We start from the raw sequence: 14,956 nt of genomic DNA, 5'->3' as shown, positions 1-14,956 counted from the left end.
CCCCCATCGCAGAAAGGAATTGCCATGGAAATGCAAGCCAGCCGTTCCCTCGCCGTCAGCCAGCAGCAGGCCTGGGAGGCGCTCAACGATCCCGAAACGCTCAAGGCCTGCCTGGCCGGCTGCGACCGCTTCGAACCCCAGGGCGATGACCAGTACGCCGTGGGCATGGCGGTCAAGGTGGGGCCGGTATCGGCCAAGTTCAGCGGCAAGGTCACGCTGTCCGACATCACGCCGCCCGAGCGCTACCGCATCGCCTTTGAAGGCCAGGGCGGCGTGGCCGGCTTCGGCAAGGGCGAGGCCGACGTCACCCTCACCCCCGAGCCCGCTGACGCCGCAGGCCAGCCGCGCTGCCTGCTCAGCTACAGCGTGCAGGCCCAGGTCGGCGGCAAGATCGCCCAGCTGGGCCAGCGGCTGATCGACGGCGCCGCCCGCAACATGGCCGACGACTTCTTCGCGCGCTTCGACACGCTGATGCAGCAGCGCCACCCGCGCGCGGCGGCAGCGCCTGCCGATGCAGGCGACACCGCCGACCTGTCCCACCTGCCTGCCGGCCTGGCCGATGAAACCGGCCACATCGAGCCCACCGTGGACGCCCAGGCCTGGGAGCACGACGCCGCAGCCGGCGTGGCCACGCCGCTGGATGCCGCACCGGCCACCGAGGCCGAGGAACGCTCGCGCCGCGCCATCCCGCTGTGGTGCTGGGGGCTGGCCATCGTCGTCGTCCTGGGCGCCGGCTGGCTGCTCTCGCGGTACTGAGTCCTTGCGCCGACCCACGGCTTTTTCCACCCACCCTGAACGATGCGCGCTGGCGCAGCACAATAGCCGCCGAAAAACGCCAGGCGCCCAGCTGCACAGGCAAGCCAGGTGCCGGCGTGGAGATTTGCAATGGAAAACCTGGATGTTCATGTTCTGCGCCACCTCGCGCAATGGCGCGCTCAGGGCGAGCGCGCGCTGCTGGCCACGGTGGTGCGTACCTGGGGCTCGTCGCCCCGGCCCATCGGCTCCATCATGGCGCTGGGGGCCTCGGGCGCCGTGGTCGGCTCCGTGTCCGGCGGCTGCATCGAGGACGACCTGATCGCCCGCTACAGCCACGCCTCGGACGCCGACGCCCTGCGCGACGGCGCGCCCCGGCTGCTGCGCTACGGCGTCAGCGCCGACGAGGCCCACCGCTTCGGCCTGCCCTGCGGCGGCACGCTGGAGCTGCTGCTCGAATTCAATCCCGACGCTGCTGCGCTGCAGCAACTCGTCCAATGGCTGGACGAAGGCCGCATGGTGCGGCGCACCGTGGACAAGGCCACCGGCCAGGTCGCCCAGCAGGTCAGCGACGCGCCCGAGCCGCTGGTGCATGACGGGCAGCAGGTCGCCAACAGCTTCGGCCCCGAGTACCGCATGCTGCTCATCGGCGCAGGCCAGCTGTCCGAATACCTGGCCACCATGGCGCTGTTCAACGGCTTTGCGGTCACCGTCTGCGACCCGCGCGAGGAATACAGCCGCCACTGGAGCGTGGCCGGCGTGCAGCTGTCGCGCGAGATGCCCGACGACCTCGTGCGCACCATGCGCGCCGATGCGCGCACCTGCATCATCGGCCTCACGCACGACCCCAAGCTCGACGACCTGGCCCTCATGGAAGCCCTGGAATCCCCGGCCTTCTACGTCGGCGCCATCGGCTCGCGCCGCAACACCGCGCTGCGCCTGCAGCGCCTGAGCGAGCACTTCGGCCTGGGCGACGCACAGCTCGCGCGCCTGCGCGGCCCCATCGGCCTGTACATAGGCAGCAAGACGCCTCCCGAAATCGCCGTCAGCATCATGGCCGAGGTCCTGGCCGCCAAGAACGGCGTGGCCCTGCCGCGCGGCATGACCGTGGAAGAAGGCAAGCTCGCCGCCGCCCAGCCCCCGCAGCCGCTGGAGGATGACGGGCCCGAGGGCATCACGCCCCTGGTGTGCGGGGTGGGTTAGACGGGGCGCCGCAGGCGGGCGGCATGGGGCTGCAGTGACGGGAGTTGAGGCGCTATATTGATCGATCTTCTTTCATAGAGGGAGGCGATCATGTGTTTGGCTGGGAATGAGGCCGGCTTGCCCGGCACGATTGTCGGCAATCCTGTGGCGAAAGGGTTCGGAGGCGCGGCGTGAGCGGCGCTCGTCCGCTGGCTGCCGGCCTGACCGCCAGCCTCTCCGTGGCAACAGGCTATCTGCCGATTGCTTTTTCCTTTGGCGTGGCGGCCGTTCAGGCGGGTCTTGCTCCATCCATTGCCGTGATGGCTTCCGTGCTGGTCTATGCCGGAGCCAGCCAGTTCCTGCTGATTTCGTTGCTGGCTTCGGGAGCCGGGCTGTGGACCGCTTTGCCCACGGTGCTGTTGATGAATGCGCGGCATGTGCTGTATGGCCCGGCCCTGCACGTGGTGCTGGGGCCGCGGCAGCGCCTGGCCACGCCCTGGTTGGCCTTTGGCCTGACCGACGAGGTGTTTGCCACCGCCATGAGCAAGATGCAGGGCGTGCCAGAGGCCGAGCGCGAGCACTGGCTTCTGGGCCTGCAACTTGGCGCCTACGCGGCCTGGGTGGGCGGCACGGTGATGGGGGTGACGCTGGTGGGCGAGGTGGATCGGTGGCCGGCAGCCGTCCGCGAGGGGCTGGCCTTCGTTCTGCCGGCATTGTTCTTTGCGCTGCTGCTGGAGGCGGGGGTGCTGCGCTGGTGGCGTGCGGTGCTCACGGCCGCCGTGGTCGCTGCGGTGCTGGTTTGCTTCATTCCGGGCTACCACGCACTGGCGCTGGCGATCCTGTGCGGTGCGCTGGCGCATGCGGCCACGGCCGATAGGGGCTGATCACCATGTCGTACACATTCTGGATCTTGCTGTTGTGCGGTGCCGGCACCTTTGGCCTGCGCTGGTTGCCGTTGTGGCAGGCACGCCGCAGAGGGCACTCTGCACGGGCGTCCCCGCAGGTGCAGAGGTGGCTGGCGGGTGTCGGGCCCGCCGCCATCGCTGCCCTGTTCGTGGTGTCAACCTGGGGGCTGTTGGTCAGCGATGTCCGCTGGGGGCGGGTGGCCGTGATCTCCGTGGCTTTGCTGGCCATCTGCCTCGCACGCCTGGTGCGGGGAGGCATTGCCATGCCGACCTTGGCTGGTGCGCTGACCTACGGCCTGCTGGCCCATTTCAAGCCCTGGTGATGTCAGTGCGGCTGGGCATGGAAGGCCTTGTTGGCAATCTTCCAGCCCGCTTCCGTCTTGAGCAGCACGAAGTAGTCGATGAAGGTGATGGCGCCGTGCACCAGGGTGATCTTGGCGCTGGCCGCCGTGCCGCCGATGTCGATGGCGTCGATGCTGCGGCGGCGCGTGGCCTCGTCGGCGGCGGGCTGGCCCTTGAAGCGGGCGCAGTAGGTGTCGATGTCCCAGGAGGTCAGCGGGCCTTCGCGCACGCTTTCGATGCGGGCGGTGGGCATGAAGGCGGCGCGCATGTGGGCGCTGTCGTCCTCGGCATGGCCGCGCATGTACAGCTCCAGCGGCACGCGCACGGCGGCTTCTTCGGGGTGGTCGGTCAGGCGTGGGTTGGCAGTCGTCATGGTGTTCTCCTGGGACGGATGGATGGCGGCCTGCGCCTGCAGGCCGGCGGCCGCGCATCGTAGCCACAAGCGCGGGGTGCAGTCCAACGGGGTGACAGGCGCGACCTGCGCCGGGCTGGGGTGCAATGCCTTGTTTTCAATGGGCTTTCGGGCCGGTGCGCCCCGCATTGGCCGTGCCTGGGTCAACAGTGTTGTGAGCGCCGTGCCCTGTCTGAGGCCCTGCCGACGGGTGGCCGACCTGTTTCCGAAAACGCTCTGGCCAGGGCGGGTAAAGCCGGGGTAAAGCGGGGGTAATGCCTGCGTAAAACGGCGATCTGCCTCGTTTTGGAGAGCATGGGACTGGCTACCATAGCCGCATCCGCCGCCGTGCCCCGTTCCGGGGCCGGGCCCACGGCTTCCTCCCACGATTTCCCGCAGTGACCATGAAACGCCTGTCCAGCAGCCCCCTTGTTGCAGATGCCAACGGCGCACGCCAGCGTGGCCGGGTACGGCCTGCCCTGATGTGGGGCGTGGTGGCATTGGCCCTGGTGGCGGGGGGCGGGCTGTGGTGGTGGAACAAGCGGGCGCCGGCGCAGGGCGAGCAGGCCTCGGCCGGTGCGCCCGGCCCGGGTGGCGGGCGTGCGGGAGGCGGCCGGCGCGGCCCCGGCGGGCCGGGTGGGCCTGGCGGCCCCGGCGCCATGGGTGCCCAGGCGCAGCCGGTGTCCGTGGGCGTGGTGGAGCGGCGCGACATGCGCGTGCTGATCAGCGCCATCGGCACCATGAACCCGCGCGCCACGGCCGTGGTGCGCGCCAAGGTGTCGGGCGAGTTGCTGCGCCTGCATTTCAAGGAAGGCGACGAGGTCAAGGCCGGCCAGCTGCTGGCCGAGATCGATCCGCGCAGCTTCCAGGCCAGCTTCAACCAGATCCAGGGCACGCTGCAGCGCGACCAGGCGCTGCTCAAGAACGCCCAGCTGGACCTGCAGCGCTACAAGGAGCTGCAGGCCCAGGATTCCATTGCCGGCCAGCAGGTCGATACCCAGGCTGCGCTGGTGCGCCAGTACCAGGGCACGGTGGCCGCCGACCAGGCCCAGGCCGATGCGGCCAAGCTGCAACTGAGCTACACGCGCATCACGGCGCCCATTGCGGGCCGGCTGGGCCTGCGCCAGGCCGACCGGGGCAATGTGGTCAACCCTTCGGATGCCAACGGCATCGTCACCATCACCCAGGTCAAGCCCATCGACGCGGTGTTCTCCGTGCCCGAGGCCCATGTGGGCACGCTGGCACGGCGCCTGGCCGAGGGCCGCGAGCTGCCCGTGGAGCTGTGGGACCGGGACCTCAAGCAGCAGCTGGGGCGCGGCCGGCTGAATGCGGTGGACAACAGCATCGACATCGCCACCGGCACCATCAAGGCCAAGGCCGCCTTCGACAATGCCGAGGGCCGGCTGTTCGCCAACCAGTTCGTCAACGTCAGGCTGGAAGTGGACCGGCTGGAGCAGGCGCTGACCGTGCCGACCACGGCCGTGCAGAACAACTACGTCTATCTGGTCCAGGAGGATGGCACGGTGACGCAGCGGCGCATCACCGTGGGCGTGACCGATGGCGACCGGGTGAGCGTGAAGGGCGAACTCAAGCCTGGCGAGCAGGTGGTGGTCGATGGCATTGACCGCCTGCGCGAAGGTGCCAAGGTCACGGTGATCGAGCCCGACAAGGTGCAGAAGGTGGACCAGGCCGTGCAGGACGCCTCCAGCCAGCCGCGCGGCATGCGCAATCTGCCGCCCGATGTGCGCGCCAAGCTGGCGACCATGAACCCCGACGAGCGCAAGGCCTACCTGCAGAAGCTGCGCGCCGAGCGCGGTGGGCAGCGCAATGGCGGCAATGGCGGTGGCAACAGTGGCGGCAGCAATGGCGCCGGCAGCGGCGCACCGGCCGCCGAAGGTTCCGCGCCTGCATCCCAGGCACCTGCGCCGTCACCGGGCTCGCCCCAGCCATCGCCCGGCCCGGCGTCTGCCGCTCCGGCGGCTCCAGCGGCTCCCGCTCCTGCCGGGCGCTGAGCAGCGCCCGGCACCTGAAGACCGCAAGCCCTTCCAGGCGGCCCCATGAATCTTTCCCGCATCTTCATCCTGCGACCCGTCGCCACCTCGCTGCTGATGGTGGCGGTGCTGATCGCCGGCCTGCTGGCCTACCGGCTGCTGCCGATTTCGGCCCTGCCCGAGGTGGACTACCCCACCATCCAGGTCACCACGCTGTACCCGGGCGCCAGCCCCGACGTGATGACCTCCAACGTCACCGCGCCGCTGGAGCGCCAGCTCGGCCAGATGCCGGGGTTGTCGCAGATGTCGTCCACCAGTTCGGGCGGCGCCTCGGTGATCACGCTGCGCTTTGCGCTGGACATGGCCATGGACGTGGCCGAGCAGCAGGTGCAGGCCGCCATCAACGCGGGTGCCAACCTGCTGCCCAGCGACCTGCCCATGCCCCCGCTGTACAGCAAGGTCAATCCGGCGGATGCGCCCATCCTCACGCTGGCCATCACCTCGCCCTCGCTGCCGGTGATCCGCGTCAATGACCTGGTGGAAAACCGCCTGGCGCCCAAGCTCTCGCAGGTCAACGGCGTGGGGCTGGTGGCGATTGCCGGTGGGCGCCGTCCCGCCGTGCGCATCCAGGCCAACCCGACGGCGCTGGCCGGCCTGGGCATGACGCTGGACGATGTGCGCACCGCCATCGCCGCCGCCAACGTCAAGCAGGCCAAGGGTGGCTTCGACGGGCCGGCGCGTGCCTCCACCATCGATGCCAACGACCAGCTGCAGTCGGCGGCCGAGTACCGCAACCTCATCATCGCCTTCAAGAACGGCCTGCCCGTGCGCCTGTCCGACATCGCCCAGACCGTGGACGATGCCGAGAATACGCGCCTGGCCGCCTGGGCCGGCACGCCCGAGGGTGGTTCGCGCGCGGGCGTGATCCTCAACATCCGGCGCCAGCCCGGCGCCAACGTGATCGAGACGGTGGATCGCATCAAGGCGCTGCTGCCCCAGCTCAAGGAGACCCTGCCGGCCTCGCTGGACGTGCAGGTGCTGACCGACCGCACGGTGACCATCCGCGCCTCGGTCAACGACATGCAGCTGGAGCTGATGCTGGCCATCGCCCTGGTGGTGGCGGTGATCTTCGTCTTCCTGCGCAGCGCCTCGGCCACGCTGATACCGAGCTTTGCCGTGCCGCTGTCGCTGATCGGCACCTTCGGCGTGATGTACCTGGCCGGTTTTTCCATCAACAACCTCACGCTGATGGCGTTGACGATCTCCACCGGCTTCGTGGTGGACGATGCCATCGTGATGATCGAGAACATCGCGCGCTTCGTGGAAAAGGGCGAGCCGCCCATGCAGGCCGCGCTCAAGGGCGCCAGGCAGATCGGCTTCACCATCATCTCGCTGACGATTTCGCTGATCGCCGTGCTGATCCCGCTGCTGTTCATGGGCGACGTGGTGGGGCGGCTGTTCCACGAGTTCGCCATCACCATGGCGGTGGCCATCCTGATCTCGGCCGTGGTCTCGCTGACGCTCACGCCCATGCTGTGCGCGCGGCTGCTGCGCCACCAGCCCGAAGGGGCCGAGGAGGAAAAGCATGGCCGCCTGTACCACGCCACGGGCCGCTTCTTCGACCGCACCATCGCCGGCTACGGCCGCATCCTCACCTGGGTGCTGGACCGCCGGGGCCTGACATGGATCGTCTTCCTGGCCACGCTGGCCGTGACCGTGCTGCTGTACTTTGCCGTGCCCAAGGGCTTCTTCCCGGACCAGGACACGGGCACCATCCAGGCCACGACCGAGGCCGACCAGTCCATCTCCTTTGCCGCCATGGCCGAGCGCCAGCAGGCCCTGGCCGAGCTGCTGCTCAAGGACCCTGCCGTGCAGAGCATCTCGTCCTTCATCGGCGTCGATGGCAGCAACACCACGCTGAACACGGGCCGGCTGCTGATCGACCTCAAGCCCCATGGCCAGCGCGATGGCGTGCCCGCCGTGCTGCGCCGCCTGTCCGACGATGCGCTGCAGATCCCGGGCATACGCCTGTACGCCCAGCCCGTGCAGGACCTGACCATCGAGGACCGCGTGGCGCGCACCCAGTACCAGCTGCTGATGTCCTCGCCCGACATGGCGCAGCTGGCCAAGAGCACCCAGGCCCTGGTCGAGCGCATGCACGACCTGCCCGAGCTGGTGGACGTGGGCAGCGACCTGCAGGACCAGGGCCTGCAGGCCTTCGTGCAGATCGACCGGGCACAGGCCAGCCGGCTGGGCGTGACGGTCTCGGCCATCGACACGGCGCTGTACAACGCCTTCGGCCAGCGGCTGATCTCCACCATCTTCACGCAGTCCAACCAGTACCGCGTGGTGCTGGAGGTGGCGCCGCAGTTCAAGGTCGGGCCCGAGGCGCTGCAGTCCATCTACGTGGCCTCCAGCGCGGGCGCGCCCGTGCCGCTGTCCTCGGTGGCCACGGTCAGCGAGCGGCCCATGGCCCTGGCCGTGAACCATGTGGGCCAGCTGCCCGCCGCCACCATCTCGTTCAACACCGCGCCCGGCGTGTCGCTGGGCCATGCCGTCAAGGCCGTGCAGGACCTGATGGCCCAGCTGCGCACCGAGGGCCATATGCCGCTGTCGGTGGACGCCGCCTTCCAGGGCGCGGCCCTGGCCTTCCAGGCTTCGCTGTCCAACACGCTGCTGCTGGTGCTGGCGGCGGTGATCACCATGTACATCGTGCTGGGCGTGCTCTATGAGAGCACCATCCACCCGGTGACCATCCTGTCCACGCTGCCCTCGGCCGGCGTGGGCGCGCTGCTGGCCCTGCTGCTGGCGGGGCTGGACCTGGACATCATCGCCATCATCGGCATCGTGCTGCTGATCGGCATCGTCAAGAAGAACGCGATCATGATGATCGACTTCGCGCTGGAGGCGCAGCGCGAGGAGGGGCACACGCCGCGCGAGGCCATCTACCAGGCCTGCCTGCTGCGGTTCCGGCCTATCTTGATGACGACCTTGGCGGCTTTGCTGGGGGCCTTGCCGTTGATGCTGGGGACGGGGGTGGGCAGTGAGTTGCGGCATCCGTTGGGGGTGACGTTGGTGGGGGGCTTGCTGGTGAGTCAGTTGCTGACTCTGTTCACTACTCCGGTGATCTATCTGACTTTTGAAGGGTGGGCGCAGCGGTGGCGGGATCGTTCTTCTCGGGAGAGCGTTCATGCCTGAGCTTGCGCTCTTGTCTTGGCTGGCGCCGCTGGCCGGGGTTCGGCCCGGCGGCCGACCTACTTTCTTGCCTCGCAGCAAGAAAGTAGGCAAAGAAATGCGCCCCCACTGCCCACGACCCTTCGCTTCGCTGCGGGCAACCTGCGTTGGGCACGATGCGGGGTGTGCCGCAGAACTCGCTTTGCGCTTCGCGCGCCGCTCAGACAACTGCGGCAAGTCAGATGACGAAGCAAGCCTGTCCTTCGGCAGGCTTGCCACCCCGCATCGCCCCCAACGCAGGCGTGGGCAGAGGGGGGAAGGCCGGGGGACGGGCCATCGCTTCGCTCGGCCTGGGGTTTTTGGGGCTGGGTCATGAGCCAGCTTTCCAATCTCTCGGCGCCGTTCATCTTCCGGCCCATTGCCACCATGCTGATGACCCTCGGCCTGGCGCTGGCGGGGGCGGTGTCGTATTTCCTGCTGCCGGTGGCGCCGCTGCCGCAGGTGGACTATCCGACGATTTCGGTGTCGGCCAGCCTGCCCGGTGCAAGCCCCGACACGATGGCGGCGACGGTGGCGACGCCGCTGGAGCGGGCGCTGGGGGCGATTGCGGGGGTCAATGAGATCACGTCCAGCTCCAGCCTGGGCAGTACGCGCATCACGCTGCAGTTCGATCTGTCGCGCACGGTGGACAGCGCGGCGCGCGATGTGCAGGCTGCCATCAATGCGGCGCGCACGCTGCTGCCTTCGGGCATGCCGGGCAATCCTACGTATCGCAAGGTGAATCCGGCTGATGCGCCGATCATGATCCTGGCGCTGACGTCCAGCGCGCTGACGCGCGGGCAGATGTATGACGCGGCATCCACCGTGCTGGCGCAGAAGCTCTCGCAGGTGGAGGGCGTGGGCCAGGCCTCCATCAGCGGGGGGGCGCTGCCGGCCGTGCGCGTGGAGCTGGACCCGGTGAAGCTGGCGGCCAATGGCGTGTCGCTGGACCAGGTGCGTACCGCCATTTCGGCCACGAATGCCAACCGCCCGCTGGGCGCGGTGGAGCGCGAGGACCATTACTGGCAGGTGACCGCCAATGACCAGGCCCGCGTGGCGGCCGACTATGCGCCGCTGGTGCTGCGCTGGAGCAATGGCAATGCGATCCGGCTGCAGGACGTGGCCGATGTCACGGATTCGGTGCAGGACGTGCGCAACTACGGCGTGGCCAATGGCAAGCCCGCCATCTTGCTGCAGATCTTCAAGCAGCCCGATGCCAACATCCTGGAGGCCGTGGCGCGCGTGCGCTCTTTGCTGCCGCAGCTCAAGGCGTCCATTCCCGAGGCCATCGATCTGACCATCGTGTCCGACCGCACGCCCACGCTGCGCGCCTCGGTGGTGGAGGTGGAGCGGGCGCTGTTGATCGCCGTGGCACTGGTGATCCTGGTGGTGTTCCTGTTCCTGCGCAATGGCCGGGCCACGCTGATTCCGGCCGTGGCCGTGCCGGTGTCGCTGGCGGGCACGTTCGGCGTGATGTACCTGGCCGGCTATACGCTGGACAACCTGTCGCTGATGGCGCTGACCGTGGCCACGGGCTTTGTGGTGGACGATGCCATCGTGGTGCTGGAGAACGTGATGCGCCACATGGAGCGCGGCAAGACCGCGCTGCGCGCGGCGCTGGACGGGGCGCGCGAGATCGGGTTCACCGTGGTGTCCATGAGCCTGTCGCTGATCGCGGTGTTCGTGCCCATCCTGTTCATGGGCGGCATCGTGGGGCGGTTCTTCCGCGAGTTCGCGGTGGTGATGTCGGCGGCGATTCTGATCTCGATGGTGGTGTCGCTGACCACCACGCCCATGATGTGCGCGGCGCTGCTGCGGCCGCAGCGGCCTGCTGCACAGGCGCGTCCGCGCGGGCCAATGGGCCGCGCCTGGGACCGCTTCGGCGCCTGGGTGGGCCGTGCCGAGCGGCGTGCCATGTCCGGCTACCGCGCAAGCCTGGCCTGGTGCCTGCGCCACCAGCCGCTGGTGCTGCTGGTGCTGGCCGGCGTGGTGGCGCTGAACGTGCACCTGTACATGGCCATCGACAAGGGCTTCATGCCCAGCCAGGACACGGGCCGCGTGATGGGCTTCATCCGGGCCGACCAGTCCACCTCCTACCAGGCCATGGAGCAGCGGCTCAAGCGCTTCCTGTCCATCGTGCAGGAAGACCCGGCCGTGGAGTACGTGACGGGCTTCACGGGCGGGGGGCAGCGCAATGCGGCCAACATGTTCATGTCGCTCAAGCCGCTGGCCGAGCGCAAGGTGTCTTCCGACGAGGTGATCAACCGCCTGCGCGACAAGCTCAAGAACGAGCCCGGCGCGCGGCTGTTCATGGTCACGCAAAGCGATATCCGCATCGGCGGGCGGCAGAGCTCGGGCTCGTACGACTACACGCTGCAGGCCGACGACATCCAGGATCTGCGCACCTGGGAGCCGCGCATCCGCCAGGTGCTGTCGCAGCTGCCCCAGCTCACGGACGTCAACAGCGATGTCTCCGACTTCGGCCTGCAGACCTCGCTGGTGATCGACCGCGACGCGGCCACGCGCCTGGGGCTGACGGTGGCGCAGATCGACGGCACGCTCAACAACGCCTTCGGCCAGCGCCAGGTGGGCGTGATCTACAACCCGCTCAACCAGTACCGCGTGGTGATGGAGGCCGCGCCGCGCTACCTGCAAAGCCCCGAGACGCTGCGCGGCTTCTTCTTCGTGAACAACCAGGGCGAGCAGGTGCCGCTGACCTCGTTTGCGCGCATCACCACCACCAACACGCCGCTGTCCGTGAACCACGACCGGGGCACGCCGGCCAGCACCATCAGCTTCAGCCTGGCCGAAGGCGTGGCGCTGTCGGATGCCAGCGACGCCATCCGCGCGGCCGTGGCCGAGCTGGGCGTGCCCGTGTCGGTGCGCGGCAGCTTCAGCGGCACGGCAGGGGCCTTCCAGCAGGCGCTGTCGGGGCAGCCGCTGCTGATCCTGGCGGCCATCATCACCATCTACCTGGTGCTGGGCGTGCTCTACGAGAGCCTGGTGCACCCGCTGACCATCCTGTCCACGCTGCCTTCGGCCGGCGTGGGTGCGCTGATGGCGCTGATGCTGTTCAAGACGGAGTTCTCGCTGATCGCGCTGATCGGGGTGATTTTGCTGATCGGCATCGTCAAGAAGAACGCGATCATGATGATCGACTTCGCGCTGGAGCGGCAGCGCGGCGGCCATGCGACGGCCGCCCAGGCCATCTACCGCGCCTGCGAGCTGCGGCTGCGCCCCATCCTCATGACCAGCCTGGCGGCCATCTGCGGCGCGCTGCCGCTGGCCCTGGGCCGGGGCGATGGCGCCGAGCTGCGCCAGCCGCTGGGCATTGCCATCGTGGGCGGCCTGATGCTGAGCCAGCTGCTCACGCTCTACACCACGCCCGTGGTCTATGTGCTGCTGGACAGGCTGCGCCAGCGTGCCTTGGGCCTGCGTGGCCGCGTGCAGGGCAAGGACCGCGGCACCCCTGTGCCCGCCGCATCACCCCAGTGAACCGAATCCGAAAGCCCAAGGCCATGCAGCTGAAGACACCCCAAACCCCGGCGATCTGGCTGGCCGCCGCGCTGCTGGCCGGCTGCTCCACGCAGAGCGCCTACCAGCGCCCCGCACTCGAGGTGCCGGCCCAGTTCAAGGAAGCCACGCCCGAGGCGGCCGAGGCCGGCATCTGGCGGCCCGCGGACCCGTCGCGTGCGCAAGTGCCCGACAACTGGTGGGAGCTGTTCGGCGACGAGCAGCTCAACCGCCTGCAGCAGCAGGCCGCCACCGGCAACCAGAGCATTGCCCAGGCCGCCGCGCGCCTGCGTGCCGCGCAGGCGGCCGTGGCCAGCAGCCAGGCCGGGCTGTTCCCCACGCTGGGCAGCACGGCCGGCGCCACGCGCTCGCGCAGCGGCGGGGCATCGGGTGCATCGGGTGCATCAGGCACGGGCGGCAACACCGGCAGTAGCGGCAACATCTCGACCAACTACTCGCTGGGCCTGAACGCCAGCTGGGAGCTGGACCTGTGGGGCCGCGTGTCGGGCACGGTCAGCGCCAGCCAGGCCAGCGCCCAGGCCAGCAGCGACGACCTGGCCGCCGCGCGCCTGTCGGCCCAGGCATCGATCACGCAGACCTATTTCTCGCTGCGCGCGGCCGATGCCAGCGTGCGGCTGCTGCAGGAAACGCTGCAGAGCTACGAGCAGAGCCTCAAGCTCACCAACAACCGCTACCGCGCGGGCGTGGCCTCGTCGGCCGACGTGGCCCAGGCCGAGGCGCAGTACAAAAGCACCCAGGCCCAGCTCATCGAGGCGCAGACCAGCCGCGCCCAGCTGGAGCACGCCCTGGCCGCGCTGCTGGGCCTGCCGCCGGCCGCCTTCAGCCTGGAGGCCGGCGCCGAGCTGCCGCCGCCGCCCGAGGTGCCGGCCATGCTCTCGTCCCAACTGCTGGAGCAGCGCCCCGACATTGCTGCGGCCGAGCGCCGCGTGGCCGCCGCCAATGCCCAGGTGGGCGTGGCGCGCGCGGCCTTCTTCCCGGCGCTCACGCTGTCGGCCACGGCCGGCTACCGGGGTGCATCGCTGTCCAACCTGGTGAGTGCGCCCAACCTGTTCTGGTCGCTGGGCCCGTCGCTGGCGCTGGCGCTGTTCGACGGCGGCGCGCGCACGGCGGCCGTGGAGTCGGCGCGTGCCTCGCTGGACCTGGCCGCCGCCACTTACCGCCAGACCGTGCTGACGGCGTTGCAGGAAGTGGAGGACAACCTGGTCACCGCATCCGCCCTGGCGCGCGAGCAGCAAGTGCAGATCGAGGCCGTGGCCGCCGCGCAGAAGGCGCTGGATGTCGTCAACAACCAGTACCGCGCGGGTACGGTGGCCTATCTGAATGTGCTCAGCGCTCAGACCACGGTGCTGTCGGCGCGGCGCAGCCTGATCGATGTGCGCAACCGGCGCCTTGCCGCCGTCAACACCTTGCTCAAGAACGTGGCCGGGCGCTGGGAGCCGCTGGGGCCGGTGTCCGCGCAGGGGCCGCAGGCTGTCGCGCGCTGATGTTCAGTCCTGCAGCTCGAAGGCCTGGCGCAATGCTTCGCCGAAGGCCGCGCTGCCGCTGATCGACAGGTTCACCGTGGTGCGGCCATCCCCGGCCGCCACGGACTGCAGGCGCGCCGTGGCTGCGTCAAAGCGCCAGTCCAGCGGCTGGCCGCCGTCGTCCTGGGCCTGCAGCTCGTAGTCCCAGTCGCCGCCTTCCTCGATGGGGCCGCGCCGGCCCCTGAAGCGGCGGTGCGCCCAGGCCAGCAATTGCTCCACCTCGGCCGCCAGGGCCGGCACGCGCGTGGCGGGCACGCTGGCCATGGCGTCCCAGCAGCCCGTGCCTTCGTCGTCTTCGCTGTAGTCGAAATCCAGGTAGTCGAGGGTCATGGTGGCGGTCCGCATGCGTAGTGCGTGGTTGGAAAAGGGAAAGCCCGGCATTGTGCCGCGTGCACAATCGCCCGCATCGCAGAACCGGAAAGACATTCAGATGGACACCGCACAGCAATCGATGGCGCCGCCGATGGTGAGCGCGCAGGCCCTGCGCTTCGGGCAGCCGGGCCTGCTGCTGTGGGATGGCGCCTCGCACGACTGGCCCGTGGGCCTGTGCCTGGTGCGCGGCGGCGAGGGCTGCGGCAAGACCAGCCTGCTGCAGGCGCTGGCCGGCCATTTGCCCTTGCAGGGCGGGCGCCTGGTATATCCGCAGCAGCCGGACCCGTCGCAGCGCCCTGCATTGTTCTGGCGCGACCCGCGCGCCGAGCTGTCCAATGCCGAGCGCGCCCGGCCCGCGCAGGAATGGGTGCAGGACCAGCGGCAATTGCATCCGGCGTGGAGCGAGGCGGCATGGCAGGCCCATGCCGACGGCCTGGGCCTGGAGCCCCATCTGCACAAGCCCCTGCTGGCCCTGTCCACGGGCAGCCTGCGCAAGCTGTGGATGGCGGCGGGCTGGTCCAGCGGCGTGCCGCTGCTGCTGATCGACGAGCCGCTGGCCGCGCTGGACCGGGGATCGATCGACCATGTGCAGCGCACGCTGGCAGGGCTCAACCGTGCTGGCCAGCAATCGGCCCCCGTGGCCGGGCATGGCCCCCGCTGCGTGATCGTCGCCCACTGGGACGAGATGCAGGGCGTGGCCTGGGACGACGTGCTGGACCTGCCCGATCAGCCGCCGCTGCGCTGACGGAG

The 14,956-nt window shown here is 69.5% G+C and carries 11 protein-coding genes; 9 read left to right on the top strand and 2 right to left on the bottom strand.

Features of this window, described 5'->3' with window-relative positions; genetic code table 11:
* Positions 1–24: 24 nt before the first annotated feature.
* The 4 genes from ACF8O7_RS08470 to ACF8O7_RS08455 all read left to right on the top strand — a co-directional run bounded on the left by ACF8O7_RS08470 (position 25) and on the right by ACF8O7_RS08455 (position 3,163).
* A complete protein-coding gene (locus tag ACF8O7_RS08470; RefSeq protein WP_061288281.1) occupies positions 25–756 on the top strand; it encodes a CoxG family protein in 732 nt (243 codons plus the stop codon).
* 129 nt (positions 757–885) lie between these two features.
* Entirely contained in the window at positions 886–1,956 is a 1,071-nt protein-coding gene (locus ACF8O7_RS08465; RefSeq protein ID WP_063326869.1) for an XdhC family protein, read from the top strand.
* A gap of 170 nt (positions 1,957–2,126) precedes the next feature.
* Entirely contained in the window at positions 2,127–2,819 is a 693-nt protein-coding gene (locus ACF8O7_RS08460; protein WP_392443111.1) for an AzlC family ABC transporter permease, read from the top strand.
* Between the two features lie 5 nt (positions 2,820–2,824).
* Entirely contained in the window at positions 2,825–3,163 is a 339-nt protein-coding gene (locus tag ACF8O7_RS08455) for an AzlD domain-containing protein (RefSeq protein WP_353178716.1), read from the top strand.
* Between the two features lie 2 nt (positions 3,164–3,165).
* Here the strand turns inward: ACF8O7_RS08455 and ACF8O7_RS08450 are convergent, their stop codons facing one another.
* Positions 3,166–3,555 (bottom strand): nuclear transport factor 2 family protein, encoded by a 390-nt coding sequence (locus tag ACF8O7_RS08450; RefSeq protein ID WP_046988116.1) that lies wholly within the window; start codon positions 3,553–3,555, stop codon positions 3,166–3,168.
* A gap of 422 nt (positions 3,556–3,977) precedes the next feature.
* On the opposite strand from ACF8O7_RS08450, the gene ACF8O7_RS08445 reads away from it, so the two are divergent.
* The 4 genes from ACF8O7_RS08445 to ACF8O7_RS08430 all read left to right on the top strand — a co-directional run bounded on the left by ACF8O7_RS08445 (position 3,978) and on the right by ACF8O7_RS08430 (position 13,795).
* Positions 3,978–5,585 (top strand): efflux RND transporter periplasmic adaptor subunit, encoded by a 1,608-nt coding sequence (locus ACF8O7_RS08445; RefSeq protein ID WP_392443107.1) that lies wholly within the window; start codon positions 3,978–3,980, stop codon positions 5,583–5,585.
* 45 nt (positions 5,586–5,630) lie between these two features.
* Complete coding sequence (locus ACF8O7_RS08440) at positions 5,631–8,762, top strand: MdtB/MuxB family multidrug efflux RND transporter permease subunit (RefSeq protein WP_047471886.1); 3,132 nt, start codon at positions 5,631–5,633, stop codon at positions 8,760–8,762.
* Between the two features lie 348 nt (positions 8,763–9,110).
* Complete coding sequence (locus ACF8O7_RS08435) at positions 9,111–12,272, top strand: multidrug efflux RND transporter permease subunit (RefSeq protein WP_047325839.1); 3,162 nt, start codon at positions 9,111–9,113, stop codon at positions 12,270–12,272.
* A gap of 23 nt (positions 12,273–12,295) precedes the next feature.
* The gene (locus ACF8O7_RS08430; protein ID WP_392443103.1) at positions 12,296–13,795 is read left to right on the top strand and encodes an efflux transporter outer membrane subunit; all 1,500 of its coding nucleotides are present in this window, start codon (positions 12,296–12,298) and stop codon (positions 13,793–13,795) included.
* Between the two features lie 3 nt (positions 13,796–13,798).
* Here ACF8O7_RS08430 and ACF8O7_RS08425 read toward each other — a convergent pair whose 3' ends face one another.
* Complete coding sequence (locus ACF8O7_RS08425) at positions 13,799–14,164, bottom strand: hypothetical protein (protein ID WP_392443101.1); 366 nt, start codon at positions 14,162–14,164, stop codon at positions 13,799–13,801.
* 13 nt (positions 14,165–14,177) lie between these two features.
* Here ACF8O7_RS08425 and ACF8O7_RS08420 point away from each other — a divergent pair, with 13 nt between their 5' ends.
* Positions 14,178–14,951, top strand: coding sequence for an ATP-binding cassette domain-containing protein (locus ACF8O7_RS08420; RefSeq protein ID WP_392408512.1), 774 nt, complete (start codon positions 14,178–14,180; stop codon positions 14,949–14,951).
* The last annotated feature ends 5 nt before the right edge of the window (positions 14,952–14,956 follow it).

This window comes from Delftia sp. WSY_16 (assembly GCF_043104415.1).
Classification (GTDB): Bacteria; Pseudomonadota; Gammaproteobacteria; order Burkholderiales; family Burkholderiaceae_C; genus Comamonas; species Comamonas tsuruhatensis.
This window is presented reverse-complemented; position numbering and strand designations above follow the sequence as displayed.